General features: G+C 52.4%; 16 protein-coding genes. 4 read left to right on the forward strand and 12 right to left on the reverse strand.

Features of this window, described 5'->3' with window-relative positions; translation table 11 throughout:
* Position 1: 1 nt before the first annotated feature.
* The 9 genes from A3193_RS05730 to ygfZ all read right to left on the reverse strand — a co-directional run bounded on the left by A3193_RS05730 (position 2) and on the right by ygfZ (position 9,817).
* Entirely contained in the window at positions 2–247 is a 246-nt protein-coding gene (locus tag A3193_RS05730) for an acyl carrier protein (protein ID WP_068995575.1), read from the reverse strand.
* Positions 248–424: 177 nt separating this feature from the next.
* Positions 425–2,353, reverse strand: a complete 1,929-nt coding sequence (asnB, locus tag A3193_RS05735; RefSeq protein ID WP_069005212.1) for an asparagine synthase (glutamine-hydrolyzing) — start codon at positions 2,351–2,353, stop codon at positions 425–427.
* A 228-nt stretch (positions 2,354–2,581) separates the two neighbouring features.
* Positions 2,582–4,681 carry a xanthine dehydrogenase family protein molybdopterin-binding subunit gene (locus tag A3193_RS05740; RefSeq protein WP_069014290.1) on the reverse strand — a complete coding sequence of 700 codons (2,100 nt, stop codon included), beginning with the start codon at positions 4,679–4,681 and terminating at the stop codon, positions 2,582–2,584.
* The gene (locus A3193_RS05745) at positions 4,681–5,154 is read right to left on the reverse strand and encodes a (2Fe-2S)-binding protein (RefSeq protein ID WP_069014726.1); all 474 of its coding nucleotides are present in this window, start codon (positions 5,152–5,154) and stop codon (positions 4,681–4,683) included. Before A3193_RS05745 ends, A3193_RS05740 begins: the two co-directional genes overlap by 1 nt.
* Before the next feature lie 42 nt (positions 5,155–5,196).
* Positions 5,197–5,670 carry a nucleoside deaminase gene (locus tag A3193_RS05750; protein ID WP_268803171.1) on the reverse strand — a complete coding sequence of 158 codons (474 nt, stop codon included), beginning with the start codon at positions 5,668–5,670 and terminating at the stop codon, positions 5,197–5,199.
* A 7-nt stretch (positions 5,671–5,677) separates the two neighbouring features.
* A complete protein-coding gene (locus A3193_RS05755) occupies positions 5,678–6,676 on the reverse strand; it encodes an ABC transporter permease (protein WP_069005215.1) in 999 nt (332 codons plus the stop codon).
* Positions 6,677–6,996: 320 nt separating this feature from the next.
* Positions 6,997–7,875: an ABC transporter ATP-binding protein gene (locus A3193_RS05760; RefSeq protein ID WP_069014292.1), complete on the reverse strand. Its 879-nt coding sequence runs from the start codon at positions 7,873–7,875 to the stop codon at positions 6,997–6,999.
* Between the two features lie 24 nt (positions 7,876–7,899).
* Positions 7,900–8,730: an HDOD domain-containing protein gene (locus tag A3193_RS05765; protein ID WP_069005217.1), complete on the reverse strand. Its 831-nt coding sequence runs from the start codon at positions 8,728–8,730 to the stop codon at positions 7,900–7,902.
* Between the two features lie 88 nt (positions 8,731–8,818).
* Positions 8,819–9,817, reverse strand: coding sequence for a CAF17-like 4Fe-4S cluster assembly/insertion protein YgfZ (ygfZ, locus tag A3193_RS05770; RefSeq protein WP_069005218.1), 999 nt, complete (start codon positions 9,815–9,817; stop codon positions 8,819–8,821).
* 196 nt (positions 9,818–10,013) lie between these two features.
* Between ygfZ and A3193_RS05775 the strand changes: the two genes are divergently transcribed.
* The 3 genes from A3193_RS05775 to A3193_RS05785 all read left to right on the forward strand — a co-directional run bounded on the left by A3193_RS05775 (position 10,014) and on the right by A3193_RS05785 (position 15,344).
* A complete protein-coding gene (locus tag A3193_RS05775) occupies positions 10,014–11,825 on the forward strand; it encodes a ribonuclease catalytic domain-containing protein (RefSeq protein ID WP_069014727.1) in 1,812 nt (603 codons plus the stop codon).
* 82 nt (positions 11,826–11,907) lie between these two features.
* A complete protein-coding gene (locus A3193_RS05780; RefSeq protein ID WP_069005219.1) occupies positions 11,908–12,441 on the forward strand; it encodes a hypothetical protein in 534 nt (177 codons plus the stop codon).
* A gap of 467 nt (positions 12,442–12,908) precedes the next feature.
* Positions 12,909–15,344: a putative bifunctional diguanylate cyclase/phosphodiesterase gene (locus A3193_RS05785; protein WP_069005220.1), complete on the forward strand. Its 2,436-nt coding sequence runs from the start codon at positions 12,909–12,911 to the stop codon at positions 15,342–15,344.
* A gap of 72 nt (positions 15,345–15,416) precedes the next feature.
* Here the strand turns inward: A3193_RS05785 and A3193_RS05790 are convergent, their stop codons facing one another.
* Positions 15,417–16,574 (reverse strand): DUF1501 domain-containing protein, encoded by a 1,158-nt coding sequence (locus A3193_RS05790; protein ID WP_069014293.1) that lies wholly within the window; start codon positions 16,572–16,574, stop codon positions 15,417–15,419.
* 11 nt (positions 16,575–16,585) lie between these two features.
* Positions 16,586–18,223, reverse strand: coding sequence for a DUF1800 domain-containing protein (locus A3193_RS05795; RefSeq protein ID WP_069014294.1), 1,638 nt, complete (start codon positions 18,221–18,223; stop codon positions 16,586–16,588).
* Positions 18,224–18,417: 194 nt separating this feature from the next.
* On the opposite strand from A3193_RS05795, the gene A3193_RS05800 reads away from it, so the two are divergent.
* Positions 18,418–18,825 carry a GNAT family N-acetyltransferase gene (locus A3193_RS05800; protein ID WP_069014295.1) on the forward strand — a complete coding sequence of 136 codons (408 nt, stop codon included), beginning with the start codon at positions 18,418–18,420 and terminating at the stop codon, positions 18,823–18,825.
* Positions 18,826–18,846: 21 nt separating this feature from the next.
* On the opposite strand, the gene A3193_RS05805 is transcribed toward A3193_RS05800, so the two are convergent.
* Complete coding sequence (locus A3193_RS05805; RefSeq protein WP_235614909.1) at positions 18,847–20,025, reverse strand: hypothetical protein; 1,179 nt, start codon at positions 20,023–20,025, stop codon at positions 18,847–18,849.
* Between the last annotated feature and the right edge of the window lie 8 nt (positions 20,026–20,033).

The raw sequence follows: 20,033 nt of genomic DNA on the forward strand, positions 1-20,033 counted from the left end.
TCTATTGGCTCTTACGTCCAATGAAAGCGACGATATTATTCACAGAATCAAGGTTTTCCGGGACCATCTCAGTATCTTCGACCTTGATACTGAATTCATCTTCCAGAAAATAGATCACTTCCAGAATACCGGTTGAGTCGAGGATGCCCTTATCCAGGAAGGAGTCCCCACTATCCAGAGCTGATTGGTCATCGGTGAACAAATAGTTTTCCAGGATATAGTTTCTGATCTGCGCTTCTGCTGACATGGGAATTCCTAAAGGTCTGATAATAGATTGATGTCGGAATGATACTTTATTAAAAAGCTCAAAAAAACGTTAAATAATCACACGTGCATGTCCTGTACGTGTACCCTGGTAACCAGGGCCTGTTAACACTAATCCTTATCGGACAGTCTCGTGCTAACTGAAGTCTCCCCGGGATCCCTACTCGGGATTGCCTCGAATAAACTGCTCATCGACCAGCATGGTTGAGAGGATGCCGACAAATGCCATATTGTCGCCAAATCCCAATGCCTTGCCTCTGGCACACTTCTTCAGCAGCATATTGGTCGCTTTGGGATTGAAATAGCCCGCCTGTTTGATGCGCGATTCACTGAACAGCTCTTCCACATAGTCCAGGGGTTTGCCATCCTTGAAAAAGGATTGGCTGTCCGGCGCCCGATAGGGCTGCTTGCTGCGACTCCTGATGCTCTCCGGTATCAGGCCTTTCATGGTTTTTTTGAGCATGTACTTCTCGTTCAATCCCATGATTTTGTAGCGGCTGGGCAGTTTCGCAGCAAACTCAATCACCCGATGGTCGAGAAACGGGAAACGGCCTTCGATGGAGTTGGCCATTGCGACCCGGTCACCCTGAGAGCAGAGCAGGTAGCCGGCCAGCAGGGTATGAGCTTCAATATACTGATCCTGGTTAAGCGGTTTCCACTGCTCAATGCCCTCCGGCAGAATCCTTTCGATGTTGGAGTAACCCACGGCAGGTACGGCTGCCCGGGCTTCATCAGAGAAGAACTGCATGATGCGTTGGGTCGTCGCCCAACGGGGGATGTGGGCAAAGAAAGGTTTTTTCAGATGCTCCAGTCCCTGCTGAAAAAAGCGCTGGGTGAAAGCCCCGCTGGCAGTCGGTGAGTGCTTGAGATAGGGGTAGAGGCGTTGCAGGATAAGCGGACGCCACTCGGATTCAGGAGCGTGGCTCCAGAAGCGCCTGACTTTGGCCTCCTTGAATATATCGTAGCCGCCGAATACCTCATCTGCTCCTTCGCCGGTCAAAACCACCTTGTAATCCGCTTCCCGCACAGCACCTGAGAGCAGCATCAGTGGAGTGGGCGCGGTGCGGACAATCGCTGTTTCAGCGTGTCTTATGACTCTGGGAAAAGCCTCACCGATATCGGAGCGTTTGCATAACACATGGGTATGGTGTGTGCCCAGGTAATCCACCAGATCCTTCTGGAAACCACTCTCATCGAACTCCTCATCCTCAAAACCGATGGAGAAGGTTCGCAGTGGCGTGTCGGTGTAGTTTTTGATCAGTGAAGTCAGTACGGAGGAGTCGAGTCCGCCACTCAGATAGGCGCCGACCGGGACATCGGAGCGCAGTTGCAGTCGCACCGAGTCGATCATCAGTGTGCGCAGCTCTTCAGCCCATTCATCGGCAGATTTGTCGTGATCGATCTGATCGTTGGGAAAATCCCAGTCCCAGTAGCGATCGATGCGGATCTCACCCTGTTCGATGACCATCATGCAGCCGGGTGGCAACACCTGTATGTTGTCGAACAGGGAGTTTGGCGGCAGGGCGCTCCAGAATGTGAAAACCTCCTGCAGTGCGGTGAGATTGACCCGCTTACTGATCGCCGGATGTGCGAAAAGGGATTTTACCTCTGAGGCGAAATAGAGTCTGCCTGCGGTTTCAGTGTAGAACAGCGGTCTGATGCCGGCCCGGTCCCGGGCAATCACCAATCGTTGTCTGTTGTTGTCCCAAAGTGCGATGGCGAATTGTCCGTTGAGAGAGTCGACGAACTTGTCGCCATATTGTTCATAGAGGTGGACGATAACCTCGGTATCCGAATGGGTATAGAACTTGTGGCCCAGTTTCTCCAGCTCGTCTCGTAGCTCCAGGTAGTTGAAGATCTCACCGTTGAAGACAACCTGGATGGTTTGATCCTCGTTATGGATCGGCTGATCACCCCCGGCCAGGTCGATGATGCTAAGTCGCGCATGGGCCAAACCAACCCGGTTATGGCAAAAGAAGCCATATCCGTCAGGCCCGCGGTGATGGACTGCATGGATCATGCGCTCCAGTTCATCTCTGGAGGGTGATGCAGCGTCGGTGAGATTCAGAATACCTGCTATACCGCACATTGTTTCTTTTTCGGTCCTTTATCAATCGGGTGTTACAGGGTGGTTTGTTGAGGATGCCTGACAGCCCTGCGTCATGGACTTTAACATGCTCCGCAGGGTGTTGCCGATAGGGTGAGTTGTTAAATCCGGTATATGAGAGGCAATCTTTACAAAATCAGTAGGATAGGGGCAGTTATTCGGCCGTGGAAAGCACTGCTGGTATGTAATCAGTAAACGCTGATTCCGGCTTTAGGAGGCACCATTCAGTTTCATCGGCATGCGGGTCACCGGTTTTCCATGAGCGGACAACAAGGCATTGGCCAGTGCCGGAGCCAGTGGAGGTACCCCAGGTTCACCGACACCGCCTGGATCCAGCCGGCTGTTGCTGATGATTACCTCGATGGGTGGTGTCTCCTTAAAGCTCAGGATTGGCGTGTCATGAAAATTGTGCTGCTCGACGCGACCGTTTTTCAACATGATCGGCGGTTTAAGTGCAGCACCCAAAGCATAGATCACCGAACCCTCCAGCTGAGCTTTGATGGTATCCGGATTGATCGCAATACCGCAGTCGACCACACAGGTGATCTTACCCAGCTTGAGCGTATGCTCGTCCTGTCTGATCAATTCAACGATCTCGGCTACATGGCTACCGAAACTTGAGTGTACAGCGCATCCCAATCGTCGCTGTTGATCCTGCCGATGCCAGGAGGCGGCCTCGGCTGCCCTTTGCAGAACCGCTCTCAATCTGGGTTCCATCAGCAGTTTCAGGCGCAGTTCCAGCGGGCTCTGCCCGCCAGCCCGGGCAAGTTCATCAAAAAAGTGTTCAATGGCGTAGGCGTTGTAGTGATTGGAGACAGAGCGCCAGGGGCCGATCGGTACAGGCGAGTTGAGTCTCAGCAACTCTACCCGTACATGGGGAATATCATAGGCCAGCGAGTCTGCACCATATTTACCGGACTGCAGACCGGTGATCAGGTGGTACCAGGCCTGAGGATTGCCGGCTTCATCCAGGCGGCCACTCAGGCGATGCTGGGTCAGCGGATGATAGTGATCGTGCTGGACATCTTCCTCACGCGGCCAGATCAGTTGCACCGACCGCTTGATACGATGGGCGATCTTAACCGCCTGAGTCACATAATCCTGTTTGATTCGTCGCCCAAATCCACCGCCCAGCAGGGGGGTTACAATTTCAATCCTCGCCTCGAGCTCTGCCTCACTGACCTGCGGCATCAGCGGTTTCAGTGCCTTGACTGCAGTGGCCATAGCGCTGGTGGGAGATTGGGTCGGGGCCCAGATTCTGTATTGCCCATCTTCAATCCCCACCGTGCAGTTCATCGGCTCCGGAGTCATATGGGCCTGGAAGGGGAGTTGATACTCCGAGGTAATAGCATTCAGTGCGGAACCAAGCTGAGCGATGGGCTCTCCACGTTGCAGGATCAGACTGGGTTTCTCTGAGGATTCGCCACTCAGTCGTTGAATGATGTTGTCGCTGTTCAGCTGTGCGGTTTTGCCTTCCTGCCATTCGATTTTCAGAGCTTTTCTCGCCTCGAATGCCTGCCAGGTACCCTGGGCAACCACCACCACGCCCTCTTCAAGTTCGAAGCAGTCGATGATGCCGGATCGCTGTTTGATCTCTGCGCCATTGAAGCTTTTGACGCTCCCGCCGAACACCGGGGATTGGGCGATAGTCGCATAGACCATATCGGGCAACTTGATGTCGATGCCGTAACGAACTTTGCCATTCAGTTTGTCCGTCAGGTCCAATCGGGTGACCGGGGTGCCGATCAGTCTGTAATCCTCGGGTTGTTTCAGTTTTACGTTTTTCGGTATCGGCATCTCGGCCGCCCGCCCCACCACTGCTGCGTAGCTTACCGACTTTGAAGATGGGCGATGGGTGATGCGTGAGTGTTGTGCCTGACAGCTGTCGACCGGAGCCTTCAGATACTCGGCTCCGGCAGCCAGTAACATCTGCCTGGCAACGGCGCCTGCCTCTCTCAGGGTCTTCCAGTTTCTTCTGACACTGCGGCTTCCACCGGTTCCCTGAAAACCATAGGCCGGGTCGAGGGGGGCATGTTCCACCTGAACCTTCTGCCAATCCACTTCCAGTTCTTCGGCAATCAGCATCGAGAGTGAGGTGAAGGGGCCCTGTCCCATCTCCGACTCGGCGATGTAGAGCGTAACCACCCCGTCCGTATCGATTTTCAACCAGGCGTTCGGCTTGAACCTTGGCGAGTCATCGTTTGCGGCTGCAATCTTGCCACTCCAGGCTATGCCCAGCACCAGTGCAGAGCCGGCAGTGAGGGCGCTCTTCTTCAGAAAATCTCTTCTCTCGGGATCGAACGGCTTCATCAGGATGGGTCCTTTGCTCTCATCAATTCGGACGCCTGCTGAATGGCCTGGCGTATGCGTGGATAGGTGCCGCAACGGCATAACACTTGAGACATGGCCTGATCAATCTCATCCGCGCTCGGATCACGCTTATTACTGAGCAGGGCATAGGCGGTGATGATCTGTCCGGACTGGCAGTAACCACACTGAGGAACCTGTAACTCGAGCCAGGATTTCAACAGCGGATGATCAGCCTGATCTGCCAGCCCCTCGATGGTGGTGATTTTTTTGCCAGCACACTCTGTCGCTTTGACCCGGCAGGCTTTTGCTGGCATATCATCGAGCAACACCATACAGGAGCCGCAAACGCCGATACCACAGCTGTATTTGGTGCCGGTCAGGCCAAGCTGGTCTCTCAATACCCAGAGCAATGGAATATCGTTGTCTGCCTCAACCCGGGTTGCTGAACCATTGATGTGAAGTGTGACTGCCATCAGATCCGATTCTCCCTGATTGGTTGTCATTTTTATTTAGATTCAGTAATCGATGCGTTGATCACTGGATTGCCAGGCTTTGAACAGCTGCAGGCTTGCATCACGCATGATCTGTCGGCTGGGCATCAGGCGTTCACCTGATGGTTTGCACATTTCCGCTGCAATCAGACTGTCGTCGAAACCACTGACTGCGGCGTCTTCACCAGTCGCGGCATACACAAGTCGCTCAATTCTAGCCCAGTAGGCGGCACTGAGGCACATCGGGCAGGGTTCACAGGTTGTGTAGAGCACCGCACCGGCCAGATTGAAATTTTGCTGATGCTGGCAGGCCTTTCGGATTGCCTGCATCTCAGCATGGGCGGTGGGATCATTGAGATGTACAACCTGATTCCAGCCAGCTCCGATGATCTGATTCTCGACCACGATTACGGCACCAAAAGGACCACCATGTCCCAGCGCCAGGCCCTGCTGTGCCTGTTCAAGTGCCTGTTCCATGAATCGTTGATCCTGATCCACTGCCTGACTACTCCCAGCGAAAGCTTTTCGAACCTATTGTGACAAAGCATAGAGTAAAAAGGCAGAGGGACAACAGGGGAGCGGCAACCTCTTTGATGCCCGCACCCTCAATCATGACCGCTCGGGCGGCATCCACCATATGAGTCAATGGCAGTGCCAGAGCCAGATTCTGTACCAATGGATGGGAGCCTTCCAGCGAGAACCAGACGCCGGATAGCAGCATCATCGGCCAGCTGATCAGATTCAATAAACCATTAGCCGCCTCTTCGCTGGTTATCCTGGCTGCGACCAGCAAGCCAACACTGATCATGCTCAGGGCACCGACAATCAAGATCAGTAACAGCAGCCAGTAGGAACCGACCATGCGGAAATCCACCAGCAGATCCGTACCCAGATAGACCAGTGTGGTGACAGTGACGATCATCAGCAGGCGGGAGGCGATTTGTGCAGAGATAAACTCAAACGCGCTCAATGGGGTCGCTCTGAGCCGTTTCAGTACCCCGTTCTTACGGTATCGGACGATCACATAGCCAACACCGAAGAGTGCACTGAACATGATGTTCATGCCGAGTACGCCGGGCACTACCCAATCCACATAGCGAATCTCCGAACCGGACAGGGCTACCCGTTCAAACTGGTAGGGGGCAACGACTTTTTCCAGTAGATAACCCTTTGGTGAGGTGCTGTTCACCCAATAGCGTTGGTTTTTCAGGTCGAGCAGCAGGTCGATCTGATGTCGGTCCACCTTGTCGATGGTTTTGTCCAGTTCCTCGGTCTCGATGAACTCCACATAACGGGTCTGCAGAAAGCTATGGATCGGCTGCTCGGTGTCGGTTTCACCAAACAGTCCCACCTTGTAGAGCTCCTCCTGGCCGGTAGTGAAGGCAAAGGCAAATCCCATCACGATCAGCACCGGCATGATCAGATTCCAGCCCAGCGCGGTGCGATCCCGCAGGAACTCCAGATTGCGTGCTTGCAGGGCGGCGAGAAAACGGCGTATTGACATAGTATTCAGGATTAGGTCGCAAACTGATTGGTTGATTATTTGGCAGGGCAGGATTGATTGGATTGGCTTCCCGTGACCCCAAGCCCATGATATGGCATCACTATACCTTCTGTGTGCTGTCTCATACCAATGCGCGATATCAGAGGTTGGCCATTGCCTGCGACACGCATCTGGCGGCAAATGGCCTGGCATCAGGCAGATTTCATGCATTGGTAACGGCCAGTAGACGAGTGACGGCTTTCGCTTTCACTCCTTTGTCGACAAATCCAAAAACTATGAGTTCACTTCGGTCTTGACGCCTTGAATTCGACGCACCGAGTCTAACTGCGCAGATGATGTCCTGTTAGCTCCAGGAACAGATCCTCCAGGGTAGGGGTGCGTACCTGGAGCTGTCTCAGTGGAATCTGATTGGCCGTCAGCAGACGGATTGTGCTATCCACATCCTTCGACATGATCTCAACCACATCACCCTGTGGATGTATCGAAGCGCCGTCATTGAGCGTGAATGTTTCCGGAAATACGTCGCGGGGAAGGGTGATGACAGAGTTGTCGAAATGGTCCGCCAGCAGTGCTTTGGGATTGCCCTGGGCGATAATCACTCCATGGTCCATGATGATGATCTCATCACACAGCTCGAAGGCCTCTTCCATGTAGTGTGTGGTCAGTACCAAGGTCTTGTTTTCAGCCTTGATACGACGTACCTGGCTCCACAGATTGCGTCGGGACTGGGGGTCGAGTCCGGTTGTCGGCTCATCCAGAAAAACCACCTCGGGATTATTGATCAGTGCGATCGCCAGCAGCAATCGCTGCTTCTGGCCACCGGAGAGTTTGCGTGTGTCCCGGGTCAGAAATTCTTCCAGGGCGCAGGCTTCAACCAGATCATCCAGCGGCCTCGGGTTTGGGTAGAAGCGCTGAAACATCCGCAGAGCTTCATCCACCTGAATAAACTCTTGCAATGCGGTGTGCTGAAACATGATCCCAGCCTCATTGCGGAATTTCTGCCCCAGGGGTTCGCCTTTGTAGAGAATGTTTCCGGATGTGGGGGTGATGATGCCTTCAAGCATCTCCACCGTTGTGGTTTTACCCGCCCCGTTCGGACCAAGCAGTCCGAAACAGACGCCTCGGGGTATACGAAAACTCACCCCGTTGACCGCTTTCACGCCAGGATAGTGTTTACAGAGGTTTTGTGCCTCAATCATCTCGATTTAGCCGCTCACCACGGATCAGTTGTGGAACATGACTTCAATGTTCTGAATATCTTCGGCAACACCTTCGATTTCGATGATATTGACTTCAGGTTCCATCCCCAGTTTCTTGATGGCGGGCACATTCGGCATCTCGAAATCCGTATTCTGGTTCAGATTGGCCTGCAGGCGGGCGACCAGCACGATATCCGAGTAATCCCCACCCCCTTCGCTTTCGTACTCAAGGTTAAGAAAATTTGCCGGTACCTTGATCAGGCTTTCAGGAAAATCCCACATCTCAAGAATCCGTTGTCCGATCTGGGGGCTCAGTATATCGATCACCCGATCCAGTTCTGTTGCATCCTGAACCAGTTCGTCCCGGGTCTCTGCCATCGCCAGTACTGGCAAGGCTCCGATGTTATGGATCAAACCGGCCAGCATCGCCTGCTCCTTATCCAGATGATCCAGATTGTAGGAGAGTACCCGGCTGATGGCGGCGATCTGCACACTCTCTTCCCAGATCTGGTGGAATTTGGCGTCAAGCAGGTCATCGGTGGCCTGAAAGATCTGTTGCATGATCAGACTGATCACCAGGCTGCGCACCAGTCGAACACCCAGGCGGGCAACCGCCATCTGCAGGTTATCGATCGGTACTCTTCCCCGGTAGAGCGGGCTGTTGGCTACCTGTAAAAGGCGGGCTGAGAGTGCGGCATCCGAAGCGATGATGTCTGCAATTTCGTTGGCGCTACTGGTCTCCTGTTCTACCGCATCCCGCACTTTCAGCGCTACTTCAGGGAGTGTTGGCAGGGTCAGCTTGTTACTGTCGATCGCTTCGTTGAGGTCGTTTAAAAATTGTTTTTCGTCGATCATTTCGCTGTCTTGTCCTGGACTGCAGAGGTTTTCACCGTTAGCGGTAGAATCGGCAAAATCTTAATGCAGAATGGGAGTGTTCCGTAGATCACGATTCAGCAAAAGGGTAGGGCAGATTGACGATTTTCAGGGGTGAACCCTGCTCTCCAAGCAGTACCTGATCCTCTTCGGCGCTGGCGATTTCGATCACCGCCAGGAGGTCGTAGCCATCACCATTGGCCTGGGCTTCGACGACTTTACCCGTACCCTGTCCCGAGGTACTGAGTCTGGCAAACAGCTCATCACCAGGTTGAGGTACGGTACTGGTCTCCACATGGGCCAGATACATCCTGCGCTTCAGTTTGCCCAGGTACTGCATGCGTGCGACAACCTCCTGACCTGTGTAACAACCTTTGGTGAAGCTGACCCCGTCGATCAACTGCATGTTGGTCATTTGCGGGACGAAGGCCTCTTTGGTCGCCTGATAGATCGTGGGGATACCCGCCTGGATTTCCTGAAGTGCCCAGAAATCGGTGCTTGCGGGTTGGGCCTGCCCCTCAGCGGTCAGCCAGAGCTCCTGCAGTTGTTGGATCGGTCCAACAATCTCATATCTGGGCTTTTGGCCTGGAAGCCGGATCAGAGTCAGCTGATCCTGCTGCTGAACATCATTGGGCTGTTCAGGCATTTCATCGAAAAAGGGTTGTAGCAGGGCCTCTGAGCAGTCTCCGGTCAAGCCGACTCTGATCAGTTCGTCGCTCACATCGCTGAGCGTGACTTTGGCTCGCAGGATGTACATGCCGAGCCGCTGCACCACGCCGGGAATATTCTCCACCGGGGTCTGCAGGTAGTAGTCGTCTTCACGGCGAAAGCAGCGAAAATTAGCCAGCATACGCCCTTTGGCATTGCACCAGCCCGCCAGATTGCTGTGAGATCCAGTGACTTCACGAATATCATTGGTCAACTGGCCCTGCAGATAGGCCTCCGCATCCTCACCGGATACGCGGATCAGCCCCAGATGGGAGAGGTCGTTTAGAGCACAGTTCAATTCTGTGCCTTGCTGGTCATTATCAGTTCTTGATGCCAGAAATTTGGTCCATTCTTCGTTCATATCAGGAACAGCTCCTGGGTTTGGGGATCAACTCTGCGTATCATACCCGATCCCACGGGGTACGAAATCCCCCTGGTGATGTGTTTTTTAGGTTTGTATGACAATCCCATTGGGCTGCAGACCGGGCTGCTCAATACAACGACTTTATTAAACACTTGGCATGTCAATCAGCGAGTTGAACGATTCGGAAACAGTGATGAGTAATTTGAAGGCAGGAGCTCTGGTGCTCTATAAGATCCGTCCGGCCAAGGTGACGGAAGTAGCGGATAAGATCACCATTGAGCTGGAAGGGGGTAAAAGCAAACGGGTACGGGACAAGGATGTGGTTCTGCTGCATCCAGGCCCCCTCGACGACCTGAAAAGCCTACAGCCCATGTCAGGAGAGGTTGAGGAGAATTGGGAGCTGTTGGAGGGGGCTGAGACTGACATTAAAGAGCTCAGCGAACTGGTCTACGGGGACTATACCCCGGCCATGGCCTGGGCGACCTGGGTTCTGGTATCCGATGGGATCTACTTTGAGGGAGAGCCGGAGGCGATCCAACCAAGATCTGCCGAGGCGGTAGCGAGTGAGATCGAGACACGCAATAAAAAGGCAGCTGAAGAGGTGGCCTGGGACAGCTTCATGGCCCGTGTTCGACAGGGTGAGATCCTTGATGAGGATCGAAAAATTCTTGGTGAGGTGGAAGCGCTGGCACTGCTGAAAAGGGATAACAGCCGAATATTGCAGGCTCTGAAGCTGCAGGAAAACCCGGTTAGTGCTCACCGGCTGCTGGTGAAAACGGGTTATTGGACGCTGAATGAAAACCCCTATCCCCGGCGAATGGGTGTTGACGAGTCAATTCCCGACTATCCGGTTTCGGATCTGATGGAAGAGGATCGCCTGGATCTGACACATCTGCGAGCCTTTGCAATCGACGACGAGGATAATCAGGACCCGGACGACGCGATCAGTATCGATGGGGATCGACTCTGGGTGCATGTGGCTGATGTGGCGGCTCTGGTGAAACCGGATAGCGAGATGGATATCGATGCCAGAAGCCGCGGCGCCAATCTCTATCTGCCCGACCGGATTGTCCCGATGCTGCCACCCAGAATAACCGACCTGTTGGGTTTGGGCCTACAGCAGCGCTCCCCCTCGCTCTCGATTGCTTTTCAGCTATCGGAGCAAGGGGAAGTCGGTGATGTGGAGATCCACCCCAGTTGGCTGAAGGTAGAACGAATCAGCTATGGCGAGGCGGAACATCGCCTGGATGAGGCGCCCTTCAATAGTCTGTTGGAAAAGTGCCAACGCTACAGATCCCGTCGCAAGGCGGCAGGTTCGGCCACCATTCAGCTGCCTGAAGTGAAGATCAAAGCGCAAAACGATCAGGTGGAGATCACTCCGCTGGAGAAGTTGCAGAGCCGTGAAATGGTGACCGATTTGATGCTGATGGCCGGGGAGGGTATCGCAAATTACTGTCTGCAACGTGATATCCCGATACCTTTTGCCACCCAGGCTCCACCGGATGATGCCCAGCAACCGGCGGATCTTGCCGCCATGTATGCCTACCGACGTCAGTTCAAACCGACTCAGGTCAAAACCGAAGCCGAACCCCATTCAGGATTGGGGCTGCCGGCTTACAGCCGGGTAACCAGTCCGTTGCGCCGCTACTCAGACCTGCTGACCCATCAGCAGCTGAGAGCCCATTTGAAAGGTGAGGATTTACTCGATCTGGCGACGATTTCCCAACGTATCGCAGAGTCTGAAATGGGCAGTATGGCGAACAGAAAGACCGAAAGGGTGTCGAACAACCACTGGCGATTGATCTTTTTGAGAGATCGTCCGGAGTGGCAGGGTGAGGGCGTCATTGTTGCACAGGAGGGGGAACGGGCAACTGTGTTGATCCCATCCATCGCCTATGAAGCCAAGCTGCGTATCCGGGGTGAATTCTCACTGAATGACAGTGTGAAACTGAAACCGAGAGAGATCGATATCCCGGATCTCAGCTGCTATTTCAGACTTGTCTGAAAACAGGCTGGGATCTGTTCGCGGCTGGTTGCCGCTGTCAGATTCTGAGTTGTTTCGATTCAATAACTTGAGGTGTTTAACTATGAGATGGATCGTGATCGCACTCTGCCTCTCTGGCTGTGGCGCCAACTTTCAAACCAGTTTCAATCCTGCAAGCCCCTACCAGCAGATACCGGTCGGTTCCATGGTCGTTCTGAAGCAGGCACTGGAGGTCTCTGCGCATCGTACCCGTTTGTTTTTACAGCTGGGTGAGACAATGCAGCTCGAAGATTTCGATCGATACAAGGCGAATTGCAACTTCGAGCTCAACTCGCTGACGGATGGAGTACAGACCATACAACCTCAAACTTTCACCATCAAACGGGTGGAGGGCTTGATGGTGGAAGTGGTCGATAGATTACCTCAATACAGGTTTGTTTCGGTTGGCCTGGATGATCAGGGTACACCGATGGTCACTCAGGGTTACCATTTTTGGCTCGATTCCACCCAGCAGCCGGAAGTTCTTCGTCTCTCCTGCCGGGGAGCGTTTGACGATATGTGGGCGAGCCAACCACCCTCGATTGACGAGATTCAACAGACCATGGGTGATTTGGCAGAGATACAATTGGCGCTCTAGCCTCTACTGACCATGGTTCGGTAAAGCAAACAAGCTGAAACAACTGCAAAACACCATTTTATCTGTAGTTTCATTGGAGGCTTTTAATTCCCTTTGATTACCCTGCTTAAATTGTGGTTGAGCTCAATCGACGGTCTGATAGCTTATCCTGCAGAAACTGCCATAAATCATTGGTTTTTTATTTATACAATGACTTTTCCAGGATCATAGGGAATTTACACAAAGCACCCTGTTAGAGTGTGCTATAAGAACTAGATAACAGGTAAGCAATTACCACGGCTTGAGACAATCATATTGAGCCATGGGGTTTTGATACTGGGGTTTGAACACGGCTTTTCCCGTTCGTGCATTAGGTTTCGTTCGAACAACAAAAGATTGTTCCTGAAAGTTATAGATCGATAAATTTCTCAGTGCTCCAAGGCGGCATAACAGCTGTTGCATAAATGAGCGTCATGACCAGATGGACCATGTCAAAAACTAAAACAAGCAAACAATCAGAGCGTGTCAAAACACTCATTGCAGAAGAGCAGACCAGGATTCTGTTTCAACAGGCGCCGATCTCAAATGCTACGGTCTATGCGGTTGCCACTCTTTTTTACTTCATATTGATTCCTCATATCGATTCGGGGATTGTGGAGATCTGGGTGATTTCCCTGTTTGCAACAGCGACTTTTCGGCTGGTTCTCTGGGCGTTGAGAAGACGCGATCCCCGGAAAATGACTACAAAGCAGTGGCAACGAGCCTATCTGTTTGGATGTCTCATGGTCGGGGTGGCATGGAGTTTGATCGTACCTCATATCTATTTGACAGATAATCTCACCGTTGCGATCGGCTTGTGCATGCTGTTGTTCGGAATCGTCGCATCCGCGGTTGTGATTCTTTCGGTCTATCTGCCGGCATTCGTGGTCTATGTCTATCCCCAACTGCTTACCCTGATCGGCACTTTACTGTTTTATGGCGATTTCGCTCACAACACCCTGGCCATCGCTACCTTTGTATACTTGGTAATGACCACCTTGTTTACCCGCAATGTGCATCGTAATTTAGTCGAAAATATCGGCCTTGAGGTGCAGAACAGACGACTCATTGATGAACTGAGTGAAGAGGTGAGAAGCCGTGAAACAACCATAGATTTACGTACCTCCGAACTGCAGGATAAAAACAGTGCACTGAGCAAGGAGATCAATGAGCGGGAACAGGCAGAATCGGCACTGCGCAAAAGTGAGGAAAGATTTGAGCTGGCCATGCGTGGCGCCAATGACGGGGTTTACGATTGGAATCTTAAGACCAACGAGATCTACTACTCACCCCGCTGGAAAAAAATGCTCGGTTATGAAGACGACGAGTTGCCAAACGATTTTTCAACCTGGGAGGATCTGATTGAAGACAAGGATCGGGAGCGATCCTGGGTCATGCTTTCTGACTATATTGAGGGAAAAAGAGATAATTTCCATATCGAATTCAAGATGCGGCACAAGGATGGTCATTGGGTGGATATTCTCTCCCGTGCCTTTCTGGTCCGTGATGCTGAAGGTAACGCCATTCGTACCGTCGGAACCCATGTGGATATCTCAGAAAAGAAAAGGCAGGAAGCACATATTCTCAAACAGGCCCATTACGATGGGCTGACTGGTCTGCCCAACCGGTTCCTGGCGATGGATCGATTGACCCAGCTGCTAAAGGAGACAGATCGGGATCATCAGATGATCGCCGTGCTGTTTCTCGACCTTGATGGGTTCAAACGGGTTAACGATACCCTGGGACACGAAACCGGTGACCGGTTGCTTGTTCAGGCAGCGGAGCGTCTCAAATCGGCGGTCCGTGATGCGGACAGTGTGTGTCGTCTCGGCGGCGATGAATTTGTCGTCTTGCTACGCAATTTATCGGAACTGACCGATGCCAAAGCTGTGGCAGGCAACCTGATTGCACAGTTTCGAGATCCATTCACCCTGGATGATCGGGAGCTGGTGGTAACCACCAGTATCGGCATTTCTATCTACCCCAGTGACGGTGTTACCCCTACAGAACTGTTACGTAACGCAGACACAGCCATGTATCACTCCAAGGAACAGGGGCGAAACACTTTCAATTTTTACACCAGCGAGATGAATTTGAACATCTCCCGAAGTCTGGAAGTCGAAGAGCAGCTCCAGGGCGCCCATAAGCGGCAGGAGTTCTCAGTGCTATATCAGCCTGTGATCGATATGCGGAGCAATCGGGTGGTTGGCGCAGAAGCGCTGCTTCGCTGGAACAATCCCGCCCTTGGCATGGTTTCACCGGACGAGTTTATTCCGATCGCTGAGCAGACCGGGGTCATACTCGAAATCGGTCGGTATGTCTTGCAGCAGGCGGTGATCAATGCACTGCAGTGGCAGGAGATGATCGATAACGAATTCAGAATATCCATCAATCTATCTCCCAGACAGTTCAGGGATGTAAAACTTGTGGAGTTTATATCGGACCTACTGGAGCACAGTGGCCTTAAGGCTGAAGCGCTGATTCTGGAGATTACCGAAGGTGTCCTGATGAGTGGCCAGCGGGAGATCGTTGCGGCCCTGGACCGGCTGCATAGTAAGGGTATCGGGCTGGCAATGGATGATTTTGGTACAGGCTACTCATCGTTGAGCCATTTGCGCAATTATCCTTTTGATGTGTTGAAAATTGATCGCAGCTTTATCAATGACCTGATGATCGATGCGGCCGACTGGGAGCTGGTCAATGCGTCTGTGTTGATGGCCCATGGCATGGGATTGGAGGTGGTCGCCGAAGGTGTGGAGACGGAGGATCAACTGAAACAATTGCAAAATATGCAATGCGATCTTGCCCAGGGTTTTCTTTTCAACAAACCGATTACTGCAGAAGCTTTCACGAGTATGTTGCAAGATTCGGTCAGTCTATCCTGAAAATACTTTTTGGTGAGTAAAGCGGGTTGGCTGCTTGCCTATCTATTCGGACTATGGGTGCAGTATAGCGGGTCAGTCCAAAAACAGATTGGCAGTTGTCGGACCTGTAAACCCGGGAAAAACCTGCGATAGATCAGTACCACCCAGTCGTTTATTCAACAACTCTGCAAGCAGGGTGCGTAAATCGGTTGTAATTGCCAGGTCTTCACCCAGGTGAAGGTCCGCTGTAGAAAGACCGGGCCAATCGGTAATCACCTGCCCGCCGTTTACACCGCCACCCATGGCATAAGCCACTCCGCCAGTGCCATGGTCAGTTCCCACCGAGGCATTTTCAGCAACGCGTCGACCAAATTCGGTCATTACGAAGAGGGTGACTCGCTGCATTAAATCAGCCATATCCGTTTGGAAAGCACTCAATGAATCAGCCAGATCAGTCAGGGATTGCTGCAGGTTGCCGGGTAAATTCTCATGGTGATCCCAGCCTCCGGCATCGATACAGATGACCTCGACGGGTAAATTCGATTTGGCCAACTGAGCTGTCTGCTGCATTTTTTTACCCAGGTCGGTGGCTGGGTAGAGTGCGCCATGTTCTGGCAATATGCTCTGCAACTCAGCGGCCTGCAGTTCGGTTACAGCGGATAGTGCTGCCTGAGCCGGTGCTGCAAGGGGTATCTGATCATGAAACAGATTGCCTAAGACATCCGTATAACCCGAGTCGATAATCTCCTGGCTAAAGCCGAATTCGGTCAGGTTGCTGATCGCAAGCGGCTCGCTGGCACCATGCAGCGAGACCGGAACATTGCCACTGATGGATACGATACGAAACGCAGAACCGTTGTTGGTGCTATTCAGGCTGAGATGACGACCAAGCCAACCGTTGCTCGGAAGTGGCTTGGCTGACACGCCTCTTTCCACGATATCCTGGGCGACGAAGTGTGAGCGGGAGTTGTGGGGAATGCCTGTGGCGTGCACGAGCGCCAATTGGCCTGAATCATAGATTGTTTTGAGTGGTGCCAGGGCTGGATGCAGTGCGAAGCGGCCATCCAGATCGATAGCACCACCCTGCGTACCCGGTGCAGCTACCGCGATGTTGGCACGTTGAGCGTAGTAATCGGGGTCGGTGTAGGGGACCAGACTGTTCAGGCCATCGGCTGCGCCTCGCTGGAACAGGCAGACCAACAGGTCTTTGTCAGTAGGGAGTCTATTGGCGTAGTCAATGTATCCGCTCATGGAGTCATCCCTTAACGAAGCTGAAAATAGACTGAACTGACCAATACTGCGGCCACCAACGGTGCAATCTGCTCAGGTACGTCATCTGGCAGATTGGCATCTTCATCATAGCGGTATTCGGTCGTCAGCCAGTCGATAATATGGCGACGATCTGCCGAGGAGATTGGTCGCATCAGTATGGCATCGGTCAAGGCGTCCGTGATCTCGGCAAGGGTCTCTGCACCATTCAGCATCGGTAGATAGTCGATGCGGATGATGTCATTGGAAAGGGAAATCGGGGCAAAACTGAAAAAAGAGAGGCGCCAGCGATTCAATATCCCCCCGGTACTGGACCAGTAGGATTGAGCATCCGGATAGCCATCCGGTGTGGACCAGAAGTAGGGAAGCTGTCCAAGAATTGCCTGGGCAAAGAAGTACAACTCCCCACTGTCTGCGGGATAACCGGTATCCGGAGCCAGTGTGCGTACCAAACCGGCCAGAAACTCGCTGGGTCTGGTCAACTTTTGATCCGCATTCGCTTGCATGGCATTGCTGGCAAACAGGGTTCGAAGGGTCTGCTTGATGTCGCCTTGACTGGTGCTGAAAGCTTCGGCAACCCTGTCTATCGTCGCCTGGTCCGGATCGTCACTGACAAATCTGCGGCACAACTTGGTGGCGATAAAGTCTGCGGTTGAAGGGTGTTCCGCCAATAGGTCCAGAATCTGCTCACCATCCTGCTGGCCACCACCAGCAGCAATCGTCTGATTCAATACGACTTTACTTTGCTGATCGTGAATTGCATCGTTGTATCTGAAGACACCATATTCAGCTGTGCCGTTGTTTGGAAACTCAATTGTCCATCCGGTGAAACACCTGGCCACCTCTTTGATATCGGTTTCCGTGTAGCCGCCATCAACACCAAGGGTATGTAACTCCATCAGTTCACGGGCATAGTTTTCATTTGGCGCACTGGCGAGGTTGTTATAGTTGTCCAGGTAGAACAGCATGGCAGGGCTTTTGGCAGAGGCATGCAACAGATCACGAAAACTACCCAAGGCATGGGTGCGTATCACCTGCAGGTCATCTGACGGTTTCAGGGTGGGCTCAAGACCATTGATCAGGTGGATATTGAAATGGTCGGTCCAGAACTCCACCATCACTTCATAGAGTTGGCGACGACTGAAAATCTGTCGATACTGGGTCGCTGCAATCATCTGCCGGACGACGGCTTCAATATTGCCTGGAAATCCGGCATAGAGTCTTTCCGGTGTTTCAAATATCAGTGGAAACCGGTTTTGAATTTCACTTTCCAAACTGGCGTCGTCGATATTCAGATAGTCCAGTTGTTGCTCGATGTATTGATCGATACCCAGATTGTTGATGCTCTCCAGTTGATCCCGATGCACACCGAAACTTGTTCGCTTCAATACGGTATAGGCTGCAGAGGCTTGCGGAATCTCTGTTTCAACTGTTACGGGATCTGTCTCACTCTGTTCGTCATCCTCCTCTTCACTGCTGCCACAACCCGGCAGGGTGACCGCCAGTGCCGAATAGCCAAGTCCATTGACCATCAGACTGAGAAAATCTCGACGGTTGTGTAGTTTTTCCAGGGGCGCTGCGGCTACCATGTTATCGAGGTTGGGATTTGATAAAGACTTGCGTCTGGACATGGGGCTATCTTTTTGCAGGTATTAACGACTGTTCTGATTCTTACAACTGTAAAAATATGGTGTTGATGATTCAATCACACTTCTTTAATGGTGAAGAATTGAAATAATCATTAGTTTCCTTAACGATAAAGCCAGTATATTGTCATTAGTTGAACATTTCCGTGGTTTACAGATGGACAAACTCAGAGTCTGTTATGAAGCTGAAGATAGAGATTAATGGGGATATTGGAAAAGAGGAAGTGGTAGCGGTGTATCGTGCCAATGGCTGGTCATCGGCGGAAAAACCGGACAAACTGCTGGCGGCCCTGAGACACTCTGATAACCTGGTAACGGCCCGTATTGATGGCAGGTTGGTGGGTATCGGTAATGCCATATCAGATGGCCATCTGGTGGTCTACTATCCTCACATGCTGGTTGACCCGGCGTATCATGGACAGGGGATCGGACGTAAGATGATGAACTCCATGATGAGCATCTATCAGGGATTTCATCAACAGATGCTGACCTCGGACAAAAATGCAGTTGGCTTCTATCAGGCGCTCGGATTCAGTCGGGCAGGTAACACGGAGTCGATGTGGATCTACGAGGGGCAGGACCACTGATTGGATTCGTTCTGACAGCGGCTAAAAAAAGCGTGTTAGGGTGAGCTCCGCATAATCATCCCGGCGTAGGGAGTAGAGGGGGTCCTGTTCCGCTATATCCGACCATAAGCGGATTTGCGCACTGGTTTTCCAATCACTGCCGATGCGGCGGCTGGCTTCAAGATTGAACATCCAACTGTCTTCATCCATATCCTTGATAACACCAGCCAGTAATTCGCTGCCATCCACGTCATTTGCAGTGAGTCGAAAGCCGATAAAAATGTCATTCTGAAACGGTGTGGTCGCATCATCCCCACGGTCGTCATAGAGGTATTCACCCAGTAGACCAAGATCCATATCGGTGTCGGCAATGCCGACCAGGGTATACTCGAATCCACCGGTTGCCGCATTGTAACTGCCACTGTCGATGGATCGATGAATCGCCTCCAGTTTCCACAACCAATCCCCTTTGGTGGCCTGCAGATCGAGACTGGTTTGACGCATCTGTTCATAAAACGGTATCAGGCTGATCTCACCCCGGTTACTGATTCTGGGTATCAACAAGGGATCCCGACTGGTACCGTTAAAATGTGCCAGCCCGATGTCCCAGTCACCGATATAGTGTGACCAGCGCAGAGCGAAGTCCAGGTGTCTCTCTTCCCGGTCGGATTCATACTCTGCATGATCCTGATCGACCGGTGGGTGGGATCTTAAACGTCCCTCTTCTGCGGGGAAGCTTCGTTCTCGGAAACCGATCAGGGTGTAGAAATCGACGATACCCCAATCCCGCTCCAGTGAGAGCTTGATCAGAGGCTGACCAAGTTTTTGTTCACCATCGGGATTCTCCACCAGGTCAGTCTGGTTGATGGTGTCTACCAGATGCAGGGCTTCGGTCACCCCCCAAAAGACTTTTCCGACACCGGCCTGTGCTTCCCAGCGGTTTCCGGCATAGGTCCAGATCAGCTCGCGGATGTCGCCATGGGTTCGCTCCTCGTCTTCACTGTCCCAGCGAAAGAAGGGCACCACCAGCAGACTCTGATTACCATTGTCCCAACGTTGATAGTATTCAGGCTGAAATGCCAGTGAGATAAGGTGGTCCGATTGATTCTCGTAAGCGGCATCCTGAGGGAAGTAGCGCCCTTGTAATTCAGCATAGCCACTCCATTCACCGGCCGATAACAGGCTCGGTATCAGACATACCATCCATCGCCATAATCTCACGGTAACAC

The organism is Candidatus Thiodiazotropha endoloripes (genome assembly GCF_001708965.1).
In the GTDB taxonomy this organism is placed as follows: domain Bacteria; phylum Pseudomonadota; class Gammaproteobacteria; order Chromatiales; family Chromatiaceae; genus Thiodiazotropha; species Thiodiazotropha endoloripes.

Bases quoted from the DNA above. Each gene is read 5' to 3' on its own strand.
- A3193_RS05775 (WP_069014727.1), top strand. From the start codon at position 10,014: ATGAGTAATTTGAAGGCAGGAGCTCTGGTGCTCTATAAGATCCGTCCG.
- asnB (WP_069005212.1), bottom strand. From the start codon at position 2,353: ATGTGCGGTATAGCAGGTATTCTGAATCTCACCGACGCTGCATCACCC.
- A3193_RS05780 (WP_069005219.1), top strand. From the start codon at position 11,908: ATGAGATGGATCGTGATCGCACTCTGCCTCTCTGGCTGTGGCGCCAAC.
- A3193_RS05785 (WP_069005220.1), top strand. From the start codon at position 12,909: ATGTCAAAAACTAAAACAAGCAAACAATCAGAGCGTGTCAAAACACTC.
- A3193_RS05745 (WP_069014726.1), bottom strand. From the start codon at position 5,154: ATGGCAGTCACACTTCACATCAATGGTTCAGCAACCCGGGTTGAGGCA.
- ygfZ (WP_069005218.1), bottom strand. From the start codon at position 9,817: ATGAACGAAGAATGGACCAAATTTCTGGCATCAAGAACTGATAATGAC.
- A3193_RS05740 (WP_069014290.1), bottom strand. From the start codon at position 4,681: ATGAAGCCGTTCGATCCCGAGAGAAGAGATTTTCTGAAGAAGAGCGCC.
- A3193_RS05730 (WP_068995575.1), bottom strand. From the start codon at position 247: ATGTCAGCAGAAGCGCAGATCAGAAACTATATCCTGGAAAACTATTTG.
- A3193_RS05790 (WP_069014293.1), bottom strand. From the start codon at position 16,574: ATGAGCGGATACATTGACTACGCCAATAGACTCCCTACTGACAAAGAC.
- A3193_RS05765 (WP_069005217.1), bottom strand. From the start codon at position 8,730: ATGATCGACGAAAAACAATTTTTAAACGACCTCAACGAAGCGATCGAC.
- A3193_RS05760 (WP_069014292.1), bottom strand. From the start codon at position 7,875: ATGATTGAGGCACAAAACCTCTGTAAACACTATCCTGGCGTGAAAGCG.
- A3193_RS05755 (WP_069005215.1), bottom strand. From the start codon at position 6,676: ATGTCAATACGCCGTTTTCTCGCCGCCCTGCAAGCACGCAATCTGGAG.
- A3193_RS05795 (WP_069014294.1), bottom strand. From the start codon at position 18,223: ATGTCCAGACGCAAGTCTTTATCAAATCCCAACCTCGATAACATGGTA.
- A3193_RS05800 (WP_069014295.1), top strand. From the start codon at position 18,418: ATGAAGCTGAAGATAGAGATTAATGGGGATATTGGAAAAGAGGAAGTG.